19 protein-coding genes are annotated in these 20,760 nt (G+C 73.9%); 8 read left to right on the forward strand and 11 right to left on the reverse strand.

What is annotated here, in order from left to right; translation table 11 throughout:
- Window positions 1-106 precede the first annotated feature (106 nt).
- Window positions 107-964 carry a MurR/RpiR family transcriptional regulator gene (locus tag D7231_RS19810; RefSeq protein WP_120756788.1) on the forward strand — a complete coding sequence of 286 codons (858 nt, stop codon included), beginning with the start codon at window positions 107-109 and terminating at the stop codon, window positions 962-964.
- 7 nt (window positions 965-971) lie between these two features.
- Here D7231_RS19810 and D7231_RS19815 read toward each other — a convergent pair whose 3' ends face one another.
- A complete protein-coding gene (locus D7231_RS19815; protein WP_120756789.1) occupies window positions 972-2,297 on the reverse strand; it encodes an alpha/beta hydrolase family protein in 1,326 nt (441 codons plus the stop codon).
- A gap of 219 nt (window positions 2,298-2,516) precedes the next feature.
- Between D7231_RS19815 and D7231_RS19820 the strand changes: the two genes are divergently transcribed.
- A complete protein-coding gene (locus tag D7231_RS19820; RefSeq protein ID WP_120756790.1) occupies window positions 2,517-3,122 on the forward strand; it encodes a hypothetical protein in 606 nt (201 codons plus the stop codon).
- 60 nt (window positions 3,123-3,182) lie between these two features.
- On the opposite strand, the gene D7231_RS19825 is transcribed toward D7231_RS19820, so the two are convergent.
- The 9 genes from D7231_RS19825 to D7231_RS19865 all read right to left on the reverse strand — a co-directional run bounded on the left by D7231_RS19825 (window position 3,183) and on the right by D7231_RS19865 (window position 13,860).
- Window positions 3,183-4,529 (reverse strand): type III PLP-dependent enzyme domain-containing protein, encoded by a 1,347-nt coding sequence (locus D7231_RS19825; RefSeq protein ID WP_120756791.1) that lies wholly within the window; start codon window positions 4,527-4,529, stop codon window positions 3,183-3,185.
- Between the two features lie 237 nt (window positions 4,530-4,766).
- Window positions 4,767-5,936 (reverse strand): imidazolonepropionase, encoded by a 1,170-nt coding sequence (hutI, locus tag D7231_RS19830; protein ID WP_120756792.1) that lies wholly within the window; start codon window positions 5,934-5,936, stop codon window positions 4,767-4,769.
- Between the two features lie 104 nt (window positions 5,937-6,040).
- Window positions 6,041-7,381: a formimidoylglutamate deiminase gene (locus D7231_RS19835; RefSeq protein ID WP_120756837.1), complete on the reverse strand. Its 1,341-nt coding sequence runs from the start codon at window positions 7,379-7,381 to the stop codon at window positions 6,041-6,043.
- Window positions 7,378-8,580: an allantoate amidohydrolase gene (locus D7231_RS19840; RefSeq protein WP_120756836.1), complete on the reverse strand. Its 1,203-nt coding sequence runs from the start codon at window positions 8,578-8,580 to the stop codon at window positions 7,378-7,380. Before D7231_RS19840 ends, D7231_RS19835 begins: the two co-directional genes overlap by 4 nt.
- A gap of 41 nt (window positions 8,581-8,621) precedes the next feature.
- The gene (gene hutU / locus D7231_RS19845; RefSeq protein WP_120756793.1) at window positions 8,622-10,280 is read right to left on the reverse strand and encodes a urocanate hydratase; all 1,659 of its coding nucleotides are present in this window, start codon (window positions 10,278-10,280) and stop codon (window positions 8,622-8,624) included.
- Window positions 10,281-10,368: 88 nt separating this feature from the next.
- Complete coding sequence (locus D7231_RS19850) at window positions 10,369-11,904, reverse strand: NAD(P)/FAD-dependent oxidoreductase (RefSeq protein ID WP_241999801.1); 1,536 nt, start codon at window positions 11,902-11,904, stop codon at window positions 10,369-10,371.
- 32 nt (window positions 11,905-11,936) lie between these two features.
- Window positions 11,937-12,269 (reverse strand): (2Fe-2S)-binding protein, encoded by a 333-nt coding sequence (locus tag D7231_RS19855; RefSeq protein ID WP_199739412.1) that lies wholly within the window; start codon window positions 12,267-12,269, stop codon window positions 11,937-11,939.
- A 27-nt stretch (window positions 12,270-12,296) separates the two neighbouring features.
- Entirely contained in the window at window positions 12,297-13,520 is a 1,224-nt protein-coding gene (locus tag D7231_RS19860) for an NAD(P)/FAD-dependent oxidoreductase (protein WP_241999802.1), read from the reverse strand.
- A gap of 118 nt (window positions 13,521-13,638) precedes the next feature.
- Window positions 13,639-13,860, reverse strand: a complete 222-nt coding sequence (locus D7231_RS19865) for a hypothetical protein (RefSeq protein ID WP_120756795.1) — start codon at window positions 13,858-13,860, stop codon at window positions 13,639-13,641.
- Between the two features lie 120 nt (window positions 13,861-13,980).
- Here D7231_RS19865 and D7231_RS19870 point away from each other — a divergent pair, with 120 nt between their 5' ends.
- Both D7231_RS19870 and D7231_RS19875 read left to right on the forward strand, forming a co-directional pair.
- Entirely contained in the window at window positions 13,981-14,724 is a 744-nt protein-coding gene (locus tag D7231_RS19870; protein ID WP_120756796.1) for a helix-turn-helix domain-containing protein, read from the forward strand.
- Between the two features lie 3 nt (window positions 14,725-14,727).
- Window positions 14,728-15,198: an NUDIX domain-containing protein gene (locus D7231_RS19875; RefSeq protein WP_120756797.1), complete on the forward strand. Its 471-nt coding sequence runs from the start codon at window positions 14,728-14,730 to the stop codon at window positions 15,196-15,198.
- 28 nt (window positions 15,199-15,226) lie between these two features.
- On the opposite strand, the gene D7231_RS19880 is transcribed toward D7231_RS19875, so the two are convergent.
- Window positions 15,227-16,180: an RNA polymerase sigma factor SigF gene (locus tag D7231_RS19880; protein WP_120756798.1), complete on the reverse strand. Its 954-nt coding sequence runs from the start codon at window positions 16,178-16,180 to the stop codon at window positions 15,227-15,229.
- Window positions 16,181-16,409: 229 nt separating this feature from the next.
- On the opposite strand from D7231_RS19880, the gene D7231_RS19885 reads away from it, so the two are divergent.
- From D7231_RS19885 to D7231_RS38520, 4 genes are all read left to right on the forward strand, one after another.
- The gene (locus tag D7231_RS19885; protein WP_120756799.1) at window positions 16,410-16,784 is read left to right on the forward strand and encodes an STAS domain-containing protein; all 375 of its coding nucleotides are present in this window, start codon (window positions 16,410-16,412) and stop codon (window positions 16,782-16,784) included.
- 246 nt (window positions 16,785-17,030) lie between these two features.
- A complete protein-coding gene (locus D7231_RS19890) occupies window positions 17,031-17,639 on the forward strand; it encodes an ATP-binding protein (RefSeq protein WP_120756800.1) in 609 nt (202 codons plus the stop codon).
- 246 nt (window positions 17,640-17,885) lie between these two features.
- Complete coding sequence (locus tag D7231_RS19895) at window positions 17,886-18,692, forward strand: LPXTG cell wall anchor domain-containing protein (protein WP_241999803.1); 807 nt, start codon at window positions 17,886-17,888, stop codon at window positions 18,690-18,692.
- Window positions 18,693-18,702: 10 nt separating this feature from the next.
- The gene (locus D7231_RS38520; protein ID WP_147449765.1) at window positions 18,703-20,604 is read left to right on the forward strand and encodes a COG1470 family protein; all 1,902 of its coding nucleotides are present in this window, start codon (window positions 18,703-18,705) and stop codon (window positions 20,602-20,604) included.
- Window positions 20,605-20,760: the final 156 nt, after the last annotated feature.

A 20,760-nucleotide genomic window follows, 5' to 3' on the forward strand; every position in this document is an offset into this window, starting at 1 on the left:
GGCGAACGGGCTTCAGCAGGCGGCGCCGCCCTGCATAATTCCATGCAGGGCGGCGCTGAGTGAATGACCACTGCCGCAGCGACCGTCGACGACCATGGAGGGCCCGATGAGCGACACCGGCGGCGAACCGGAAGCCACCGCACGGCTGCAAAAGCTCTTCGAAGGGCACCGGCTGACGCCCACCCAGCGCCGCATCGCCCACTGCATGGTGCGCCGCGCCGCCGACGCGCCCTTCCTCTCCAGCGTCGAGCTCGCCGAGCTCGCCGGCGTCAGCCAGCCCTCCGTCACCCGCTTCGCGGTCGCCCTCGGCTTCGACGGCTACCCGGCGCTCCGCCGGCACCTGCGCGACGTCGTCCCCGCGGCGGACGCGCCGGCCGAGGGCGACAGCGCGTACAACGAGTACCAGCAGGCCGTCCAGGTCGAGATCGACAACCTCCGCCACCTCTCCTCGGTCCTCGCCGACCCCGCCCCCGTCACCCGCGCGGGCCGGCTCCTCGCCACGTCCCGGCCGCTGCTCGTGCTCGGCCTGCGCGCCGCCGGTGCCCAGGCCGCCGGCTTCGCCTACTTCGCCCGCAAGGTCCACCCCGACGTCCGCCTCCTGGACGAGGGCGGCACGCTCCTCGCCGACCGCATAGACGCCGCCGTACGGGCCGGGGCGAGCACCCTCCTGTGCTTCGCCCTGCCCCGCCACCCGCGCGAGGTCGTCGAGGCCCTGGAGTACGCGCAGGGGCAGGGCCTGACCGTCGTCACGGTCGCCGACTCCACCTTCGCCCCGGTGGCCCGGCACAGCGACCTCCTGCTCCCCGCCGCCGTCGGCACGGGCCTGGCCTTCGACACGGCCTGCGCGCCGATGCTGCTGGGGCGCATGCTGCTGGAGGCCATGTGCGACGCCCTGCCGGACGCGCAGGCGCGCCTGGAGGAGTTCGACGCGAAGGCGGCCGCGCGGGGCCTGTTCGTGGAGTAGGGCGGACTCAGGAGTCCGGGGCGCCCCGGAAGCGCATCTCCGGGAAGCGCGGTGACGGGCCGTCCAGCAACTGCCCGTCCTCGTGCTTGAGGAAGCGGTCGAAGAACGCCACCACGTACGCGCGCGTGGCCGCCACCGCCCGCTCCGGGCGGACCGTCCCGATGTCCTGCCGGAGGACTTCCTCCGGCAGCGCTCCCTGCCGCGCGAGCGCGGGCAGCAGCGATACGGCGTCGGTGTACGTGCCGTGCTCCGCGCCCGCCATCGTCAGCTCGGCCTGCCGGCCGCGCGAATGCTGCCGGAAGGACGCCCACGACGCCCGGTTGTCCGCCGCGCCCGGCCCGTCGGAGCCCAGCAGGAGGAACGGCCGGTCCACGCCCTCGCGCGCGACGGTGCTCAGCCTGCTGCCCGTGCTGTCAGGCAGGGGGAAGTCCATCTGCCCGTCCATGTTGATCCCCGCTTTGAGGCGCCGGTCGTCGTGCAGGGCCTGCGCCGCCGTGAAGCCGCCCGCGGACTGCCCGGCCATGCCCACGCGCCGCAGGTCCACGGCGTCCCCCAGGCCGCGCGGCAGGCTCCGCCGCCACCGCGCCGAGCCGAGGGTGTCGAGGACGAACCGGGTGTCGTCCACCCGCGCCTTCACCGCCTTGCGGAGCGTGGCGTCGACCTCGGGCGCGGGCGCGCCGGCGAGCGAGGGCAGCACCGACTCGGCCGGCTTCCCGCCGGCCAGGCGCACCTCGGAGGAGTCGTAGGTGTGGTCGATGGTGACGACGACGTAGCCGCGGGAGGCCAGCTCCTCCACCAGGCCGGTGTTCCAGGTGCGCGGGTCGCCCAGGCCGGCGGAGTAGAGCACGACCGGCAGGGCGCGGCTGCCATGCGCCGCGGGAGCGGCCACGCGTGCGTGCGTGCGCGTGGCCGCCCAGTCGGCGGCGCCCGGGCGCACGCGGTAGTTGAAGCTGCCCGCGCCCCGGGCGGAGCCGAAGTGGGCGGCGGAGGCGGCGTCCATGTGGGGCGCGGTGCGGGGGCCGGTCTCCCGGTCCGCCGGATAGAAGAGGCTGATCGCGACCCGGCGGTCGCCCTGCTCCGGCTTCCAGGGGTCCTTGCGGGCAGTGTCCACGAGGAGGCGGGTGACCGTGCCGACGGCGTACGGGCCGGTGGGCGCGGGAAGCGCGGCGCGGGCGCTCGCGGCGTCCGTGGCCGCGGGTGCGGCCGGGCCGCCCGCCGCGCGGGCGTCCGGCGCCGGTGCGAGCGCGCTCAGCACCCCGGTCAGGGCCAGTGCCCCCGCGGCGGCCACGGCGCGCCGCCTGAGCCTGCCGTCCCCTCGCTGCTGAACCCGCATCTCCGGCCTCCCCCGCTCGTCTTTTCCCGACGGGTCGACCATAGGGACCACACAAGTGCGCACACGTCATACGGAGGAGCCAAGTCCGGGCTGATACCGGGGTATGACCCCTGTGGGGTACACCCTGCGGGATTCTCAGCTCGCACTCAGATTCGTTGGCTAGCCTGCCGCGTGAGAGCCGGGATCGAGGGGATTTCAGAGGGAAAGGCGGGATTCGACGTGGGGCGCGGTTCGTATGCGCTGGCGCGGGTGGCGGTGATCGTCAGGGCGCCCGCGGGCTGGCTGTGCTGGGCGGGACTGCTGAGCGCGGGGATCGGCGTCCTGGTGCCCGGGTTCACCGGGCGGCGGATCGGCGTGCTCGCCGGGGCGGCGCTGTTCCTGATCGTCGCCGGTGCGGTCTTCGCGGCCCGCCGCAAGCGGTACGCGGCGCTGGCGCGCGGCGCGTCGCGGGCGGGCCGGTCGGTGTTCCTCCAGGACCGCGCCGTGACCCTGCGGAACTGGCGGCGCGCCCGCCGCTGGTGGCTGCTCCTCGCCTTCCTCGCCGCCGCGGGCTCGTCCTTCGCGGTGCCGGCCGCGGCCGGCATGGCCCTCGTCGGCGCGGGCGCGGGCCTGTGGGCGAAGGCCCTGTGGCTGGGCGGCCTGGAGCGCCGCGCGGGGTCGCTGTTGTGGGTCCGTACGGAGTGGGCGCAGGCGTCCCCCGCGGCCGAGCCCGTACGGGGCTACATGTCCACCGGGCTCGCCGCGGGCGATGCCGCGCCCGGCGGCGGCAGGCGCCGCACGGGCCGGGTGCCGGCCGGGACGGCGGTCAGCGCGGCCCGCCAGTAGCGCGGGCTCGATCGCCCCCGGGGCGGTCCGGTCGGCCGAGCCGCCGCTGAAGCGGTCCGGTCAGCCGAGCGCGCTGAGGTCCGCCGCGTGGGCGCCGCCGCTCTCGGCGACCAGTTCGCTGAGGGTCTGCGGGGCCCGTACGGTCGCGAAGCGCACGCCGTCACTCTCCTCTTCTGCGCGCGCGTATCCGTAAACCCCGGGACGGGGCAGAGAGTTGTACGCGTAGTGGTTCGAGAAGTAGTACGCGCCGGTGTCGAGGAGCGCCACGTGGTCGCCCGCCTCCAGCAGCGGCAGCGGCCTGCCCATCGCGACGACGTCGCCCGCGAAGCAGCACGGGCCCGCGACGTCCTGCTCCACCGGCGGCCCGGTCTTGGGCCGTCCCAGCGCGTCGAAGGCCGCCACCCGCAGCGGCCAGGACGCGGGCGCGAACACCGTGCGGGTGGCCACCTGCGCGCCCGCGTGCGTCACGGCGATCCGCCGCCCGCCCGCGGTCTTCGTGTACTCCACGCGCGCCAGCACCAGGCCGCTCTTCGCCAGCAGGGCGCGGCCGAACTCCGTCACCAGCCCGTAGCGCCCGTCGAACAGGCCCGGGGCGGCGTCCGCGAGCAGGCGGGCGTAGGCGCGGAACGTCGGGGTCACGTCGTCCGACGCGAAGTTCACGGGCAGCCCGCCGCCGATGTCCAGCGTGGTCACCTGCCGGCGCCCCACCGCGTCGTTGACCTCCTCAGCCAGCTCGTACGCGGCCCGCACGCCCGCCGCCATCAGCTCCAGGGGGCAGCCCTGGGAGCCCACGTGGGCGTGCAGCCGGGTGAGCCAGGGGCGCTCGGCGAAGGCGCGCACGAGCCAGGCGCGCGCCCCGTCGTCCCGCAGCGCCACCCCGAACTTGGACGTGTCCGTGGCGGTGCTCAGCGCGTCGATGCTCCCGCCGCCCACCTGGGGGTTGACGCGGACGCCGAGCGGGGAGCGGGGCGGCTCGGCGGCCTCCCGCAGCAGCCCGTCCAGGCGGGCGAGCTCCTCGCGGCTGTCGGAGTTGACCGCGACGCCCAGGGCGAGGGCCTCGCGCAGCTCCGCGGTGGTCTTCACGGGGGAGTCCAGCACGATCCGCGCGGGGTCCACCCGCGCCGCCCGCGCCAGGGCGAGCTCCCCGGGGCTCGCCACCTCGGCGCCCAGCCCCTCCTCGGCCAGCAGGCGCAGCACCGGCACCAGGGAGGCGGCCTTCACGGCGAACGCGTGCAGGGTCGCCTCGCGGGCCGCCCCGGCCTCCTCGAAGGCCTCCCGCAGCGCCGCCGCGGCCGTACGGATCCCCTGCACGTCGAGCAGCCCGGCCACGGGCGCCCACGCGGGCAGCAGCCCCTGCCGCACCGCGGCCCGCACCACGGTGCCGAGGCGTACGGCACTGGACGACATGGAGCTAACTCCACCACACGGAGCCGTGAAAATGGCATGCGCTGCGGGCGGTTTCCGCACACGATGGCCCTACGGGGCGGGACGGGGTGCGAGCCGGACCGGCCCGCGATGCGGGCGGCCGCCGGCGCGCCCGCGCCGCACGACGCCTTCGACCGGCTCATCGGTGCCGGTCGATGGGCGTGCGGACGCACGCCGCGGCGCCCTCGGCGTCGGTGAGCGGCCCTTGAGCGGCCCGGTTCAGGCTTCCCGTACGCCCGCGCGCCAGACCGCCGAGACCAGCGGCACGCCCGGGCGGTACGCGAGGTGGACGTGCGACGGGGCGTCGAGGAGGGTGAGGTCGGCCCGGGCGCCCGGGGCGATGCGGCCCACGTCCGTACGGCGCAGGGCCGCCGCGCCGCCCGCCGTCGCGGACCGGACGGCCTCGTCCGGCGTCATCCCCATGTCCCGCACGGCCAGGGCGATGCAGAACGGCATGGAGCTGGTGAACGACGAGCCCGGGTTGCAGTCGGTGGACAGTGCGACCGTCACCCCCGCGTCCAGCAGGCGGCGCGCGTCCGGCCACTGGGCGCGCGTCGAGAACTCCGCGCCGGGCAGCAGCGTCGCGACGGTCGTGCCGCTCGCCAGGGCGTCCACGTCCGCGTCGGTCAGGTGCGTGCAGTGGTCGGCGGAGGCCGCGCCGAGCTCGACGGCCAGCTGGACGCCGGGCCCGTAGGACAGCTGGTTGGCGTGCACGCGCGGGGTCAGGCCCCGGGCGGCACCGGCCTTGAGGATCGTCCGGGCCTGGTCGCCGTCGAACGCGCCCTGCTCGCAGAAGACGTCGACCCAGCGGGCGTGCGGGGCGCAGGCGTCGAGCATCGGCCCGGTGACCAGGTCCACGTACGCGGCCGGGTCGTCGGCGTAGTCGGGGGAGACGATGTGGGCGCCGAGGTAGGTGACCTCGTCGGTGTGGGCCGCGGCGATGCGCAGCGCGCGGGCCTCGTCCTCGACGGTGAGGCCGTAGCCGGACTTGGTCTCCAGGACCGTGGTGCCCTGGCGCAGGGCCTCGCGGACGTAGCGGCGCACGTTGGCGTCCAGCGCCTCGTCGGTCGCGGCGCGCGTGGCGGCGACGGTGGTGCGGATGCCGCCGGCGCTGTAGCTGCGGCCGGACATGCGGGCGTTGAACTCGGCGGTCCGGTCGCCCGCGAAGACCAGGTGGGAGTGGGAGTCGACGAAGCCGGGCAGGCCCGCCCGGCCCTCGGCGTCGACGCGATTGTCAGTGGCGGGTGCTTTGCTGGACGTGCCGACCCAGACGACGCGGTCGCCGTCGATGACGACCGCCGCGTCCTGGACCGTGCCGAGGGGGCCTTCGCCGAGGGAGAGGTCGTTCGTGACGAGACTGCTGATGTTGGTGATGACCGTCGTCGCCATGGGCGTGCGGCACTCCTTCGCTGTGTTCGGTGGTGGGGCGGGGACGCGCCCCGGTCGCGTGCGGCTCCCCGGACTCGTACGCTGCCTCAGCTTCGTACGACTCCTCAGCCTCGTACGGCCGCGATCGCTTCCGCCAGCGCCGCCGGCACGTGGGCCACGAGCTGGTGCGTCCCGTCCCGCACGATGTGGCGGCCGCCGACCACGGTGTCCCGCACGTCCGCGCCGTTCGCCGCGAATACGGCCGTCTCGGCCGCGAGGGCGGGCGGCGAGCCCGCAGTGCGCACGGAGTCCAGCGCGACGGCCGTGAAGTCCGCGAGCGCGCCCGGCCCGATGCGGCCCCCCTCGTCCCAGCCGAGGGCGGCGTGGCCGTCGGCGGAGGCGGCTCGCAGCAGCTGGACGGCCGTCCAGTGGCCGCGGGTGCGGGAGTGCAGCCGCTCGTCCATCTCCATCGCGCGCGCCTCTTCGAGCAGGTCGATGACGGCGTGGCTGTCGCTGCCGAGGGAGAGCGGGGAGCCCGCCTCCTGGAGCGCCCGGGCCGGGCCGATGCCGTCGGCCAGGTCCCGCTCGGTGGTCGGGCACATGCACACGCCCGTGCCCGAGTGGCCCAGCAGCCGGATGTCGCCCGGGGTGAGGTGCGTGGCGTGGACGGCCGTGGTGCGCGGGCCGAGCACGCCGTGGTGCGAGAGGAGGGCCGTGGGCGTGAAGCCGTGCGCCTCGACGCAGGCGTCGTTCTCCGCGGTCTGCTCGGACAGGTGCACGTGCAGCGGCGCCTCGCGCTCCTGCGCCCACGCGGCCACGGTGCCCAGCTGCTCCGCGGGCACCGCCCGTACGGAGTGGATGGCCGCGCCGATCCGCGTGTTGTCGTCGCCCTTGAGGGCGGAGACGCGCTCGGCCCAGCGCTCGGCGGTGCCGTCGCTGAAGCGCCGCTGGTGCTTGTCGGGCTCGGCGCCGAAGCCGGAGGAGAGGTAGCAGGTGTCGAGGAGGGTGATGCGGATGCCGGCCTCGGCGGCGGCCGCGATCAGGGCCTCGCCCATGGCGTTGGGGTTGTCGTAGCGGGCGCCGCCGGCGAGGTGGTGCACGTAGTGGAACTCACCGACGGAGGTGATGCCGGCGAGCGCCATCTCGGCGTAGGCCGCGCGGGCGAGCGCGAAGTAGTTGTCGGGAGTGAGGTGGTCGGCGACGCGGTACATGACCTCGCGCCAGGTCCAGAACGTGCCCTCGCCCGCCTGGGTGGCCCCGCGCAGGGCGCGGTGGAAGGCGTGGCTGTGGGCGTTCGCGAACCCGGGCAGCGTGATTCCCCGGAGGGCCACCGCGCCCGGGGGCGGGGCCGTCACGCCCGGCCGGACGGCCGCGATGCGGCCGTCCGCGCCGGTCTCGATGACCACGCCCGGCTCGACGCCGGTGTCGAGAAGGGCGTGCTCCGCCCAGTAGGTCTGTGCCGTCAGCGACACGCCAGGCCCTCCAGTACGTCGGCGAGTGCGGTCACCCCGGCCAGGCAGTCGTCCTCGGAGGCCGTTTCGGCGGGTGAGTGCGAGACGCCTGTGGGGTTGCGTACGAACAGCATGGCGGTGGGGACGGCTCCGGAGAGGATTCCGGCGTCGTGTCCCGCGCCCGTACCGAGGACGGGGACGGCGGTGCCGCCGTCCTTGCCCAGGATGCGGCCGAGCTCGTCGCGCAGGGCGTGCTCGAACTCGATGACGGGCGTGAACGACTCCCGCGTGATGCGGACGTCGATGCCGTCGCGCTCGCCGCGCTCCACGGCCGCCTTCTCGATCTCGGCGACCACGAGGTCGAGAGTTCCCTGGTCGGCGGCGCGCGAGTCCAGCCAGCCGCGCACGAGGGAGGGGATCGCGTTGACGCCGTTCGGCTCGACGCTGACCTTCCCGAAGGTCGCCAGGGCGCCGGCCAGCCGCGCCTTCTTGCGGGCGGCGAGGACGGTGTTGGCGTACGTCAGCATCGGGTCCCGGCGGTCCTCGATGCGGGTCGTGCCGGCGTGGTTGGCCTCGCCGTGGAAGTCGAACCGCCAGCGGCCGTGCGGCCAGATGGCGGAGGCGATGCCGACGGCGTCGTCGGTGTCGGCGAGGGCCCGGCCCTGCTCGACGTGCAGCTCGACGAAGGCGCCGATGCGGGCGAGGCGCTCGGGATCCGGGCCGATCGCCTCCGGGTCGTAGCCGGCGCGCTCCATGGCCTGCGCGAGGGAGATCCCCTCGGCGTCCCGGAGCGCGTGCGCCTTGTCGAGGCCGAGCTGGCCTGCGGTCAGGCGCGAGCCCACGCAGGCCAGGCCGAAGCGGGCGCCCTCCTCGTCGCCGAAGTTGACGATCGCGAGGGGGCGGGACGGCCGCACGCCGCGGGCGCGGAGCTCGTCGAGCGCGGCGAACGACGAGACGACGCCGAGCGGGCCGTCGAACGCGCCGCCGTCCGGGACGGAGTCCAGGTGCGAGCCGGTGACGACGGCGTCCCCGGCGGCGGGGTCGCCGAGCCAGGCCCACTGGTTGCCGTTGCGGTCGACCTCGTAGGCGAGCCCGCGGGTCTCCGCCTGGGCGCGGAACCAGGCGCGGCAGTCGGCGTCGGCGGGGGTCCAGGCGAGGCGGCGGTATCCGCCGCTGTCCTTGTCCCGCCCGATGGCGCCGAGGTCGCGCCACATCTCATGGAAGCCGGCCCCGCCGCCCGCGGGGTCGGGGCTGCTCACTCGCCCTCCCGCATGGGAACCCGCACGCCCCGCTCGGACGCGACCGACTCCGCGATGTCGTAGCCCGCGTCGACGTGGCGGATGACGCCCATGCCCGGGTCGTTCGTCAGGACGCGCCGGATCTTCTCGCCGGCCAGCGCCGTGCCGTCGGCCACCGTCACCTGGCCCGCGTGGATGGAGCGGCCCATTCCGACGCCGCCGCCGTGGTGGATGGAGACCCACGACGCGCCCGAGGCGACGTTGACCATGGCGTTGAGGAGCGGCCAGTCGGCGATCGCGTCGGAGCCGTCGAGCATGGCCTCCGTCTCACGGTACGGAGAGGCCACGGACCCGCAGTCGAGGTGGTCGCGGCCGATGGCCAGCGGCGCGGCGAGCGTGCCGTCGGCGACCATCTCGTTGAAGCGCTCGCCGGCCTTGTCGCGCTCGCCGTAGCCGAGCCAGCAGATGCGGGCGGGCAGGCCCTGGAAGTGCACCCGCTCGCCGGCCATCTTGAGCCAGCGGGCGAGGGACTCGTTCTCCGGGAAGAGTTCGAGCATCGCCTTGTCGGTCTTGTGGATGTCGGCCGGGTCGCCGGAGAGGGCCGCCCAGCGGAAGGGGCCCTTGCCCTCGCAGAAGAGCGGGCGGATGTAGGCGGGCACGAAGCCGGGGAAGTCGAAGGCGCGGGTGTAGCCCGCGAGCTGCGCCTCGCCGCGGATGGAGTTGCCGTAGTCGAAGACCTCGGCGCCCGCGTCCTGGAAGCCGACCATGGCCTCGACGTGCCGGGCCATGGACTCGCGCGCCCGGGTGGTGAAGTCGGCGGGCTTCTCGGCCGCGTACGTGGCCATCTCGTCGAAGGAGACGCCGACGGGCAGGTAGGAGAGCGGGTCGTGGGCGGACGTCTGGTCCGTCACGATGTCGATGGGCGCGTTCATCGCGAGCAGCTGCGGGACGAGCTCGGCGGCGTTGCCGAGGACGCCGATGGACAGCGGGCGGCGGGCGTCGCGCGCCTCGACGGCGAGCTGGAGCGCGTGGTCGAGGGAGTCGGCCTTCACGTCCAGGTAGCGGTGCTCGATGCGGCGCTCGATGGCGCGCGGGTCGCAGTCGATGCAGAGGGCGACGCCGTCGTTCATCGTGACGGCGAGCGGCTGGGCGCCGCCCATGCCGCCGAGGCCGGCGGTCAGGGTGATCGTCCCGGCGAGCGTGCCGCCGAACTTCTTCGCGGCGACGGCGGCGAAGGTCTCGTACGTGCCCTGGAGGATGCCCTGCGTGCCGATGTAGATCCACGAGCCGGCGGTCATCTGGCCGTACATGGTGAGGCCGAGGTGCTCCAGGCGGCGGAACTCCTCCCAGTTGGCCCAGTCGCCGACGAGGTTGGAGTTGGCGAGGAGGACGCGCGGCGCCCACTCGTGGGTCTGCATGACGCCGACCGGGCGGCCGGACTGGACGAGCATCGTCTCGTCCTGCTTGAGCGTCCGGAGGGTGCGGACCATGGCGTCGAACGAGCGCCAGTCGCGGGCGGCCTTGCCCGTGCCGCCGTAGACGACGAGCTTGTCGGGGTGCTCGGCCACCTCGGGGTCGAGGTTGTTCTGGAGCATGCGCAGAGCGGCTTCCTGCTGCCACCCCAGCGTGCTCAGCTGGTTGCCTCGCGGCGCTCGTACGGGTCGCGGTCCGGACATGGGGCCCTGCCTCCCTGGCGGCTGCTCTCGCTGCTCTGCCCTGCTCTGAATAGAACACTGCACATCTTGGGTGGCTGAATAGCTCTAGTCAACGGGTGTCGGGCGAAACCGGTGGGTCGGGGGTCACATCGGGGGTCACGTCAGGGGGCACATCCCCGGGCTCGTCCGGCGGCCCCGCGAGGTCTCCGAGCCGTATGGGCTGGGCCAGCGGCCGCCGGTCCGTCGCGTACGGATCGGCGACGGGGGAGCCCAGGAACGCCGCCGCGAGCTCCGCCGTGCTGCGCCCGCACATCCGCCCCTGGCACGCGCCCAGCCCGGCGCGGCACGCGAGCTTGAGCGCCCGCATCCCGTCCGCGCCGCGCGCCACGACGGCGTCCCGCAGCTCCCCGTACGACACCTCCTCGCACCGGCACACCAGCGTGTCCTCGCGCAGCCAGCCGCGCCAGCCGCCCGGTACGGGGTGCGCCCGCGCGAGCGCCTGCCCGAACCGCTGCCCGGAGCGGACGCGTGCGGCGGCGGACGCGACGCGGGCGGGAGGCGGGGGCGCGAGGCCCGTCCCGGCGCCCTCCGCGGCCCGGTCCGCCGCCCCGCCCGCCGCCGCCCCGCCCGCCGTCGCCCACGCGTGCTCCGCCAGGTCCGCCACCGCCGCCAGGCCCGCCAGCTCGCCCTCCGCCGCGGCGGCCTGCGCGCCCGCGATCCCGGTGAGCTCACCCGCCGCGTACACGCCCGGCACGGTCGTCGCCTGCCGCCCGTCGACGACCACGCGCCCGTCCCGTACGGCGCACCCCGCCGCCAGGGGCAGCTCCAGCTGCGGCGTGAACCCGTAGCCGACGCACACCGCGTCCACGGGTGCCAGCCGCTGCTCGCTGCCCGGGACCGGGTGCCACCCCGCGTCCAGGCGGGCCACGGTGACGGCCTCGACGTGGTCCCGGCCGTGCGCCGCGACGACCGCGTGCCGGGTGCGGTACGGGACGCGCCCGCGGGCCAGCCCGGCGGCGTACGAGGCGAGCTCCGCGAGCCTGCCGGGGCCGCCGTCGCGCAGGACGGCGGCGGGGCTGCGCAGCCAGCGTGCCGGGTTCCCCGCCTCGTACACGCCCAGGACGTGCGCCCCGACGTCCAGCAGGGACAGCGCGGCCGGCAGCAGGAACGGGCCGGTCCCCGACACCACCGCCCGGGCGCCGACGGCCGTCCGCTGCCCCTCGGCCAGCGTCCGCGCCGCGCCCGCCGTGACCACGCCCGGCAGCTCCCAGCCGGGGAACGGCAGCACGCGGTCGAAGGCGCCGGTGCACAGGACGAGCGCGTCGGCCGTGAGGGTGCGGGGCGGCCGGCCGCGGTCGTCCGCGGGGCCCTGTTGCAGGTGGACGAGGTGCCGGCCGGGCGCCGGGCCGGGCTCCAGCGCCCAGACGGTGGCGCGGGCCACGTGCTCGATACGGGGCTGGGAGGCGATGGCCAGTTCCAGCGGGTGGGTGGCGGAAGCGATCACTCCGTCGGTGACGGCCGCGGGCTGCCGCTCGTACCGGCCGCCGACGCGCGCCTCGCTGTCGACGAGCACCACGCGCGCGCCGCACCGGGCGGCGCTCAGCGCGGCCCGCGAGCCGGCGGGGCCGGCGCCGACGACGACCACGAGGGGAGGGGAAGATATGGGGGGAGGGCCGCTCATGCGACCTCGTCCGCCTCGTCCGCCTCGTCCGCGGCCGGCCGTACGATCCCGGTCTCCGTGCCGCCCGTGGGCAGGCGGGCGCCGCGCAGGGTCTCCACCCGGTCGCCGTCGCGCAGTTCGCGCAGGCAGGCCCGGACGTCCGGGAGGCCGTTGACGACGAGCAGGCAGTCGTAGCAGACGCCGATGCCGCAGAAGACGCCGCGCGGGCGGCCGCCGAGGCGGGTCGTGCGCCAGGAGCGGCGGCCCGTCGCCAGGAGCAGGGCCGCCACGGTCTGGCCGGGCAGGGCGCGGTGCCGCTCGCCGTCGACGTACACCGTCATCAGTGCCATCCGTTCTCCTTCCGGATGCCGGGGGTGTCAGAGGGAATGCCGGAAGGGCCGCGCGGGCCCGAAGCGGTGGGCCCGGAACGGCTCCGGGTCCACGTGCGGCGGCTCGCCCGCCCAGAGCTCGGCCAGCAGCTCGCCGGTGGCGGGAGCCAGGCCGATACCGGCGCCCTCGTGGCCGGTCGCGTGCCACAGGCCGGGGCGGCGCGGGTCCTCGCCGACGACCGGCAGGTGATCGGGGGTGTACGGGCGGAAGCCGCCGTACGCGCGCATGACGGGCACGCCGCCGAGCACGGGGAAGAGGCGCGCCGCGCCGCGGGCCAGCGCGCGCAGCACGTCGGCGCGCAGCGTCGCGTCGAAGCCGGCGCGGCGGCGGCTGGAGCCGATGAGGACCGTCCCGGCCTGCGTCGCCTCCACCACGGTCGCCACGTGCAGCGCCGCGTCCGTGCTGCCGGCGGCGCGCACGTAGCCCGCGTCGTACACCGTGTGCCGCACCGTGCCGTGCGGGAGCGGCGCCGTGACGAGGACGGTGCCGCGGCGGGGCACGACGGGCAGGGGCGCCCCGGCGGCCGCGGCGAACTGCCCGGCCCACGGGCCGCAGGCGTTGACGACCGCGCCGCACGGGACGCGGCCCTCCGACGTGCGCACGCCCACGATCCGCCGCCCGTCGCGGCCGGTCTCCACGCCCGTCACCTCCACGCCGGTACGGATCCGGCCGCCCCGGGCGCGTACGGCCGCCAGCAGCGAGGTCGTTGCCAGCACGGGCTGGAGCTGGGCGTCCTCCGGGTAGTGCACGGCGGCGCGGACGCGGCGCGTGAGGTGCGGCTCGAACGCGGCCGCCTCGCCCGGGGCGAGCTCCCGCGCGTCCACGCCCGCGGCGCGCTGCGCCGCGGCGAACGCGCGCAGGGCGGCGCCGGACGCGTCGTCCATAGCGACCGCGAGCCCGCCCTTCGCCTCGTACTCGCACTCCGCCCGCCCCGGACCGAGCTCCTCGCGGAGCGCGGCGAGCAGGCGCGGCCAGCGGCGCAGGGACGCCTGGGCGAGGGCCAGCGCGGGGCCCGGGGCCCGGCCGGAAACGAGGAGGTTGCCCTCGCCGCACGCGGTCGTCCCGGCGGCCAGGGGGCCTCTGTCGAGCACAAGTACTTGCGCACCGCGCCGCGTCAGCGACTCGGCGCACGCCGCGCCGACGATGCCGCTGCCCACCACGACGACGTCCGCGCCGCCGTCCTCTTCCCGCTCTTTCCGCAGAACGCGCACGCCCGTCGCACCGCCGTTCCCCCAGAGGCCGCCGCGACGCTATTCGCCCCGCGGCGGGCGGGTCAACACCTCCGGCGCGGTACGGGCGCCCCATGTTCGTGCAGTGCGCCTCCCCTTGTCAGGGCCGCCGCTGCCGCTCGGCGTTGACCGCGGCGACGCGGGCCCGCAGCCGCGCCATCACGGTGACGGGCTCGACGTCCTCAAGAGCCGTAACCCACTCCCGCCCCCCGCCGAACGCTCGCAGGTACACCCACGATGTGGTCACCTCCATCACCTCACCGACCCGGTCCCGGCGCTTGTCCAGCACCATCGAGCCCACTTCCAGCTTGTCCACGTCCATGTCGCCAGGGTCTTGCTGTTCATCGGGACGAGGGAACCTCCACCAAATCCCATTCAGGGACGTCCCTAGGCGAGTAGAACGTCCCTGGCGGTAACCGAGCTTCGGGAGTGGGTGACAGACATGCGGAACGAGCGGTTACGCATTGCTGTGGCCGCAGGAGGGTGGACCCATGCGTCCCTTGCGGCACAGGCAGGTGTGGACGCCAAGACGGTTGAGCGCTGGTTGAACCTCGGCCGCACACCACGCCGCGTCACGGCGTTTGCGGTTGCTGAGCTGCTGGGCGAGGACGTCTTCGTACTGTGGCCGGAACTGCGGCAACCGAAGGCGACGCGGTCCGTGAGCCCCGAACTCGTAGCACTCTATGAACGCCGAGCAGACGTGCCCGTGTCGCTTTTCGCCGACCTCATGGCACAAGCCCGGCAACGCATCGATGTCCTGGTCTACGCCGGGCTCTTTCTGCACGAGGGCTACCCGCGTCTGCGGGAACTGCTCCGCGAGCGGGCCGGGGAAGGGTGTGCCATCCGTATCGCAGTTGGTGACCCGGACAGCCTCAACGTCCGGCAACGGGGCAGTGAAGAGAAGTTCGGGCACGGCATCGAGTCGCGGTGCCGGCTGGCGCTCATGCACTACTCGCTGCTCAACCAGCTCGCTGGAGTCGAACTGCGCACACACGGGACGACGCTCTACAACAGCCTCTACCGTGCTGATGACCAGTTCCTGGTGAATGCCCACGTCTGGGGCGCCAATGCCTATGGCGCACCGGTGTGGCACCTTCGACGCAACGGGGATGGGGGCATGTTCGACATGTATGCGGAGAGCTTCGACGCCGTCTGGGCAACGGCTGTCCCTGTGCAGGGAGGCTGACGAATGACCCGGACCGAGTTCTACGACGACCCGGCCGCGCCGGAGCCCAACAGTCTCGTCGTGGCCGCGTCGGCCGTCGTGACGGACGAAGCCGGGCGGATCCTGATGCAGCGCCGGGCCGACAGCGGGCTGTGGGCGTTGCCCGGGGGCGGGATGGAGATGGGGGAGTCGCTCGTCGGGGCGGTCGTGCGGGAGGTACGGGAGGAGACCGGGCTTGACGTTGAGGTCACCGGGCTCGTCGGTACGTACACCGACCCCCGGCACGTCATCGCGTACAGCGACGGTGAAGTGCGCCGCCAGTTCAACATCTGTTTCACGGCACGGGTCGTGGGCGGGGCGCTCGCCCTGTCGGACGAGTCGACCGAGCTGCGGTTCGTCCCCCCGGAGGGGATCCGCTCGCTGGACATGCACCACACGCAGCGGATGCGCGTGCGGCACTACCTGGAGAGGCGCCCTCAGCCCTATCTGGGCTGAGGGCGCATCACATGCAAAGGCCGCGGGCTCACTCCTCGGTGAGCAGGCCTCTCCGGAGGCGGCGGAGCGTGCGGGAGAGGAGGCGGGAGACGTGCATCTGGGAGATGCCCAGTTCCTCGCCGATCTCCGACTGCGTCATGTTCGCCACGAACCGCAGGGACAGGATCTTCCGGTCCCGGTGCGGGAGTTCCGCGATCATCGGCTTGAGGGAGGCGACGTACTCGATGCCTTCGAGGTCGTGGTCCTCGTAGCCGATGCGCGCCGCGAGCGTGCTCTCGGCCTCCTCGTCCTGGGACTGGGCCGCCGCGTCCAGGGAGCTCGCCGAGTAGGCGTTGCTGGCGGCCATGCCCTCGACGACCTCGTCCTCGGTCAGGCCGAGCCGCGCGGCGAGCTCGCCGACGGTGGGGGCGCGGTCCAGGGCCTGGGCGAGTTCGTCGCCGGCCTTGGCCAGGTCGATGCGCAGCTCCTGGAGCCGGCGCGGCACGCGCACCGACCAACTGGTGTCGCGGAAGAACCGCTTGATCTCCCCGATGATCGTCGGCATCGCGAAGGTCGGGAACTCGACGCCCCGGCTGAGCTCGAAGCGGTCGATCGCCTTGATGAGGCCGATCGTGCCGACCTGGACGATGTCCTCCATCGGCTCGCTGCGGGAGCGGAACCTGGCGGCGGCGAACCGCACGAGCGCGAGGTTCATCTCGACCAGGGTGTTCCGCACGTAGGCGTATTCGTGGGTGCCCTCTTCGAGCGTTTCGAGGCGGGCGAAGAGCGTCTTGGACAGGGCCCGGGCGTCGTGCGGGGCCAGCTCGCCGGGGGGCGTGGCGCCCAGGTCGACGCCGAGGTCGAAGCCGGGGTCGGCGTTGAGGCCTGTGCCGTCGTAGTCGGGCAGGGACTCGGGCAGGGGTGTCGACGACGCCGTACGCGCTTCCGTATGCGATTCCGTATGCGTTTCGTCGAGCCGGGGTGACATGGGGGTCTCCTCCATCGTTCTCGGCATATGGCTGCCGATGCCGTCGCGTCGTGCTGCGGTGAGCGGCGCCTCCAAAGCCGTTCGTGGTGGATGTCGTGCTACTAGCCCTACCTGCCCTCACCCTCGCACCGCAAGTGCGTGATGTCCGGATATGTGCATAATGCCGGACCTTCCGCTTCCGGACGCCGTAGGGAAGGCGTAGTGTTCTCGGAGCGCCACGCAGGCACACCGAGAAGGGATGCGCATGGATCGCGGGATGGTCGGCAGCGCGAAGGGCCGGCTGAATGTAGCCGTCCGGCGGGACGGATCGAGCGCGATCGTGACGCCCGTGGGCGAGCTCGATCACCACACGGCGGACGTGCTGCGCGAGCCGCTCGAAGCGGCCATCGCCGACGGCGGCGCACGCGTCGTTCTCGACTGCTCCCGGCTGGACTTCTGCGACTCCACCGGTCTCAACGTGCTCCTCGGCGCCCGGCTCCAGGCCGAGGCCGCCGGCGGCGGAATCCACCTCGCTGCGATGCAGCCCGTGGTCGCCCGCGTCTTCGAGATCACCGGCGCGGAAGCCGTCTTCACCGTGCACGAGACCCTCGACGCGGCGCTCGCCGGCCCTACCGGCTGACCCCTGGCGCCCGCGCCGCTTCGCACACCCTCCCGGTTCACTTCTGTGTGTTATTCAAACGTTATCCGCGCCTGGCCCGGATCTGCGTCCCGCAGTTGTATGCATCACAGGATCGATGCCGAAGAAGTGGGTGTTCTCACGAATCGGTCGGGCAGGAGTCTGCTGAATCTGCTCCGTCGGGTCTGTTCCGTCCATACGTTCGTTACGTTCCGTTCTGAATCGGTGAATCGGTGAGGTGAAGCGCTGATGAGCACCACCCGGCCGTGCCCTCCGCCGGGCGACCCCGGTCCGGGGGCGGACGGCGCCGCCTCTTCCGGTACGCCTGCTGCTGCCGGGGCGCCTGCCGTTTCCCGTACGCCCAGTACGTCCGGTGCGTCCGGTGTGCCTGGTACCCCTGGCACGCCTGGCGCGTCGTCGCCCGAAGCGTCTTCGGCGTACGCGCCCCCCGGCAGCGTGCGCCGGCTGCACCTCGTCGGCGTCGCCGGCGCCGTGCCGATGTCCCGCGACTTCACCCGGCAGGCCCTCTACGACTGGGGCTGGCTGCCCGCCGCCGGCGCCGACCACCGCGCCGCCGCGGAGGACGTCCTCCTCGTCGTCTCCGAGCTCGTCACCAACGCCTGCCTGCACGCCGACGGGCCGGAGGAGCTGCGCGTCAGCTGCGCCGGCAAGGTGCTGCGCCTGGAGGTCGTCGACCTCGGCGCCGGCACGCCCGCCCCGCGCACGCCGCACCGCGGCGGGCGGCCCGGCGGCCACGGGATGTTCATCGTGCAGCGGCTCTGCCTGGACTGGGGGGTCGTGCGGAACGAGGGCGGGGCCGGGAAGACGGTGTGGGCGGAGCTGGCCGCGCCGGGGTAGGCCGTCGCCGCCGCCTTCTCCTCCGTCCCGTTCCCCTCTGTCTCGTGCTCCTCTTCCGACGCTTCCTTCGCTTCCTTACTTGGCTTCTTTCTTCTCTCTCTTCCTTCCTCAAGGTCCCCGGCGTACTGTCTGCGCCCGATCTGATGTGCCGTCAGTAGTTCTTTCCGGCTACGGCACCGGACGAGAGGGGAACCAGAGGTGTCCCACATCCCACCCCGAACACCGCGCCGCGCACTCGCAGCCGCCGTGACCCTCGCCGGCGGGGCCGTCCTGCTCGGCGCCCCGGCCGCGCACGCCGTCACCGTCGACGTCGCCTACGCCTGCAAGACCCCCATCGGCGACAAGAGCGCCGTCTCGCCCATCGACATCAAGAGCGTCGCGGACGGAAGCTCGTACAAGCTGACCATGTCCTTCGAGAAGGGCGTCTCCTCCAGCCCCATCGAGCTCGGCAAGGGCGCGATGAAGCCGAGCGCCGTCATCAAGGTGGGCGGTGCGGACAGCGGCACGGTGGCCGTCTCCGGGCCGGCCAACGCCGAGCCGATACCCGCCAACACGCCGATCAAGATCAGCGATCTGTCCGGGACGTACACCCCGAAGAAGAGCGGCAGCGTCACGTTCACCGCCTCCACGCTGACCATTTCGGCGCTGGGGACGACCACGACCTGCACGCCCACGAACAATCCGAAGCCGTCGTTGACGCTGGAGATCAAGGGGGATGGTGGGTCCGGTTCCGGGGGTTCCGGGTCCGGTGGGTCCGGGTCCGGTGGGTCCGGGTCCGGGTCCGGTGGTTCCGGGTCCGGTGGTTCCGGTTCCGGGGGTTCCGGTTCTGGGGGGTCTGGGTCCGGAGGGGCCTCCAGTGGCGGTGCCTCTACGGGTGGCTCGTCCTCCACCGGTGGCTCTTCCGCTACGGGTGGGTCCAGCGGCGGTCAGCTTCCGCAGACCGGGCCCGCCGACTCCGCCATCGCCCTCGGCACCCTCGGCGGCACCGTCCTCCTCACCGGCATCGCCGGCACGCTCTGGCTGACGCGGCGTCGCCGCGCCGGCGTTCGCTGATGGAGTCGTCTTGCGGCGCCGTCTGCTGACGGCCCTGTCCTCAGTGATCCTTTGCGCGTGTGCGAGCGCGTTCGGCGCCCCGGCCGCCTCCGCCGTCGCCGACGGCCCGCCCGCGGTCTGGTCGGCCGCGCCCGCCCCCGCCGGTACGGACGCGCCCGGACCGGACGACAGGACGTCGTTCTACCTGGAGGGCGCGGCGGGCGCCGTGCTCTCCGACAAGCTGTCCCTCGTCAACCCCACCGACCGCGCGCGCTCCCTCGAACTCCGGGCGTCCGCGCCCTGGATCTCCCTCGCCGAACGGCAGGTACGGGTGCCCGCCCGTACGCGCGCCGACGTTCCGCTTTCCGTGACCGTCCCCGGCGACCGCGACCGCTCAGGGGCCGGTGATCTCTCCGGCGCCGTGGTCGTCAAGGGCGAGGGGCGGGAGGTACGGGTGCCCCTCGCGTTACGGGTGAGCGGGGCGCCCGCGCTGCCCGCGCTCGCCGTCGAGAACGTACGGGTGAGCGGCGCGGCGGACGGGCACGGGGCGGTCATCCGGTACGCGGTCGTCAACCGCGGCAACACCGTTCTGGCGCCTCGTCTCGATATCCGTGCCGACGGTGTCTTCGGGACCCTTTTGCGCCGTACGGTCCGTGACGCTCCGGCCGCCTTGGCGCCCGGGCGGGCCGTGCAGCGGGTGGAGCGGTGGGCGGACGCGCCGCGGCTGGACTCGGTGACGGTGCGCGTCACTGCCGCGGCGGAGGGCGGGGTGCGGGCCAGCGGGGCGGCGTCGTACACGCCGTGGCGGTGGGTGGTGCCGGTGCTGGGCGGGGGTGTGCTCGCTTTGGTCGGTGCGGTGGTGCTGGTGCGGCGCGTGCGGGTGCGGCGGCGCGTGGTGGGCCGGCGCCGGGGCCTCCGGGGCAGGGTCCTGGACCGTATATTTACGGCGCCCTTCCCCTCTGCGTGTTCTTGCCCCGCACTTGGCGCCACAAATACACGTAGGCGTCCAGGACCCTGCCCCTGCGGCCCCGGCGCCTCCCTCGTCGCCCTTCTGCTGGCCGTCCTCGTTCTCTTCTCGTCCGCCGGTGTTGCTTCGGCTGACGGTGGGTCCCCCACGCTTTTTTTGGATCGGTCCGAGGCCGGGAAAGGCAGTGCGGTTGTTGTTACTGGGGAGGGGTGGCGGGCCGGGGCGCTGCTCACTCTGCTTGTTTGCGGGCAGAACATGGTGGGGGGTACCAACGATTGCGCTAATGCTGAGGGGCGGACTGTCACTACGGGGAGTGATGGGCGGTTCCGTAGGGAGCTTGTTGTTGCCGAGCCGCCTCGGCCCTGTCCCTGTGTGGTGCACGTCGCCACTGTCATGGGCGATGCCCAAGGCGCTGATGTTCCGCTCGTCGTGGCCGGGCATCCCGTCGCCCCCGTGCCCTCCAGCGCCCGGCTGGGCGTCCTCGCGGCGCGGCTGGAGGGCTCCAGCGGGCTGCTCACGTGGTTCGGGGCGCCGCCCGAGCGGCGGCTCGTCGTGACCGTCGGCAACCTCGGCTCCGGTGCCGTCAAGGATCCCGTCTTTCGTGTGGGTACCGCGCGGGGCGTTCTTGCCCCTGTGTGGGAGGAGCGGAAGTGGCATGGGACTGTTCCGGCCGGGCAGCGGGCTCGCGTTGTTTTTGATGTGGAGCTCGGTGCGGGCGCTCATGGGCCCTACGAGGTTTCGCTGAAGTACGGGGAGAAGGTTGTCGTTACCGAGCCCTGGGACGTCGGGCGGCCTTGGGGCGTCGTTCTGTTCTGGGGGCTGCTGGGGTGCGTGGTGGCCGTCGGGATCTTCCGGGTGGGGATGGTTGTTGTTGATCGGCTTCGGCCTCCGCCCGCCGCACCTGAGGGCTCCGGTGGGCCTGTTCTGCCATGGTTCAGGGCCGGGACCCTTCCGCCGCCTGAGTGACCCCACGTAAAAGGGCCCCCGGCGCATCCGGCGAATTCGAGGGGTCGTAGCAACACAGTGATCAACTGGCTGTGGCCAGAAGCTTAGCGAGACGCTCGGCTGGGGTTTCCCAGCCGAGCGTTTTGCGTGGGCGGCTGTTGAGCTCGGCCGCGACGG

It is taken from the genome of Streptomyces klenkii, assembly GCF_003626645.1.
Lineage (GTDB): Bacteria > Actinomycetota > Actinomycetes > Streptomycetales > Streptomycetaceae > Streptomyces > Streptomyces klenkii.

Bases quoted from the DNA above. Each gene is read 5' to 3' on its own strand.
- D7231_RS19890 (WP_120756800.1), top strand. From the start codon at position 17,031: ATGAGCACCACCCGGCCGTGCCCTCCGCCGGGCGACCCCGGTCCGGGG.
- hutI (WP_120756792.1), bottom strand. From the start codon at position 5,936: ATGGCGACGACGGTCATCACCAACATCAGCAGTCTCGTCACGAACGAC.
- D7231_RS19870 (WP_120756796.1), top strand. From the start codon at position 13,981: ATGCGGAACGAGCGGTTACGCATTGCTGTGGCCGCAGGAGGGTGGACC.
- D7231_RS19825 (WP_120756791.1), bottom strand. From the start codon at position 4,529: ATGTCGTCCAGTGCCGTACGCCTCGGCACCGTGGTGCGGGCCGCGGTG.
- D7231_RS19855 (WP_199739412.1), bottom strand. From the start codon at position 12,269: ATGGCACTGATGACGGTGTACGTCGACGGCGAGCGGCACCGCGCCCTG.
- D7231_RS19840 (WP_120756836.1), bottom strand. From the start codon at position 8,580: ATGTGGCGCGACCTCGGCGCCATCGGGCGGGACAAGGACAGCGGCGGA.
- D7231_RS19875 (WP_120756797.1), top strand. From the start codon at position 14,728: ATGACCCGGACCGAGTTCTACGACGACCCGGCCGCGCCGGAGCCCAAC.
- D7231_RS19810 (WP_120756788.1), top strand. From the start codon at position 107: ATGAGCGACACCGGCGGCGAACCGGAAGCCACCGCACGGCTGCAAAAG.
- D7231_RS19865 (WP_120756795.1), bottom strand. From the start codon at position 13,860: ATGGACGTGGACAAGCTGGAAGTGGGCTCGATGGTGCTGGACAAGCGC.
- D7231_RS19880 (WP_120756798.1), bottom strand. From the start codon at position 16,180: ATGGAGGAGACCCCCATGTCACCCCGGCTCGACGAAACGCATACGGAA.
- hutU (WP_120756793.1), bottom strand. From the start codon at position 10,280: ATGTCCGGACCGCGACCCGTACGAGCGCCGCGAGGCAACCAGCTGAGC.
- D7231_RS19815 (WP_120756789.1), bottom strand. From the start codon at position 2,297: ATGCGGGTTCAGCAGCGAGGGGACGGCAGGCTCAGGCGGCGCGCCGTG.
- D7231_RS19885 (WP_120756799.1), top strand. From the start codon at position 16,410: ATGGATCGCGGGATGGTCGGCAGCGCGAAGGGCCGGCTGAATGTAGCC.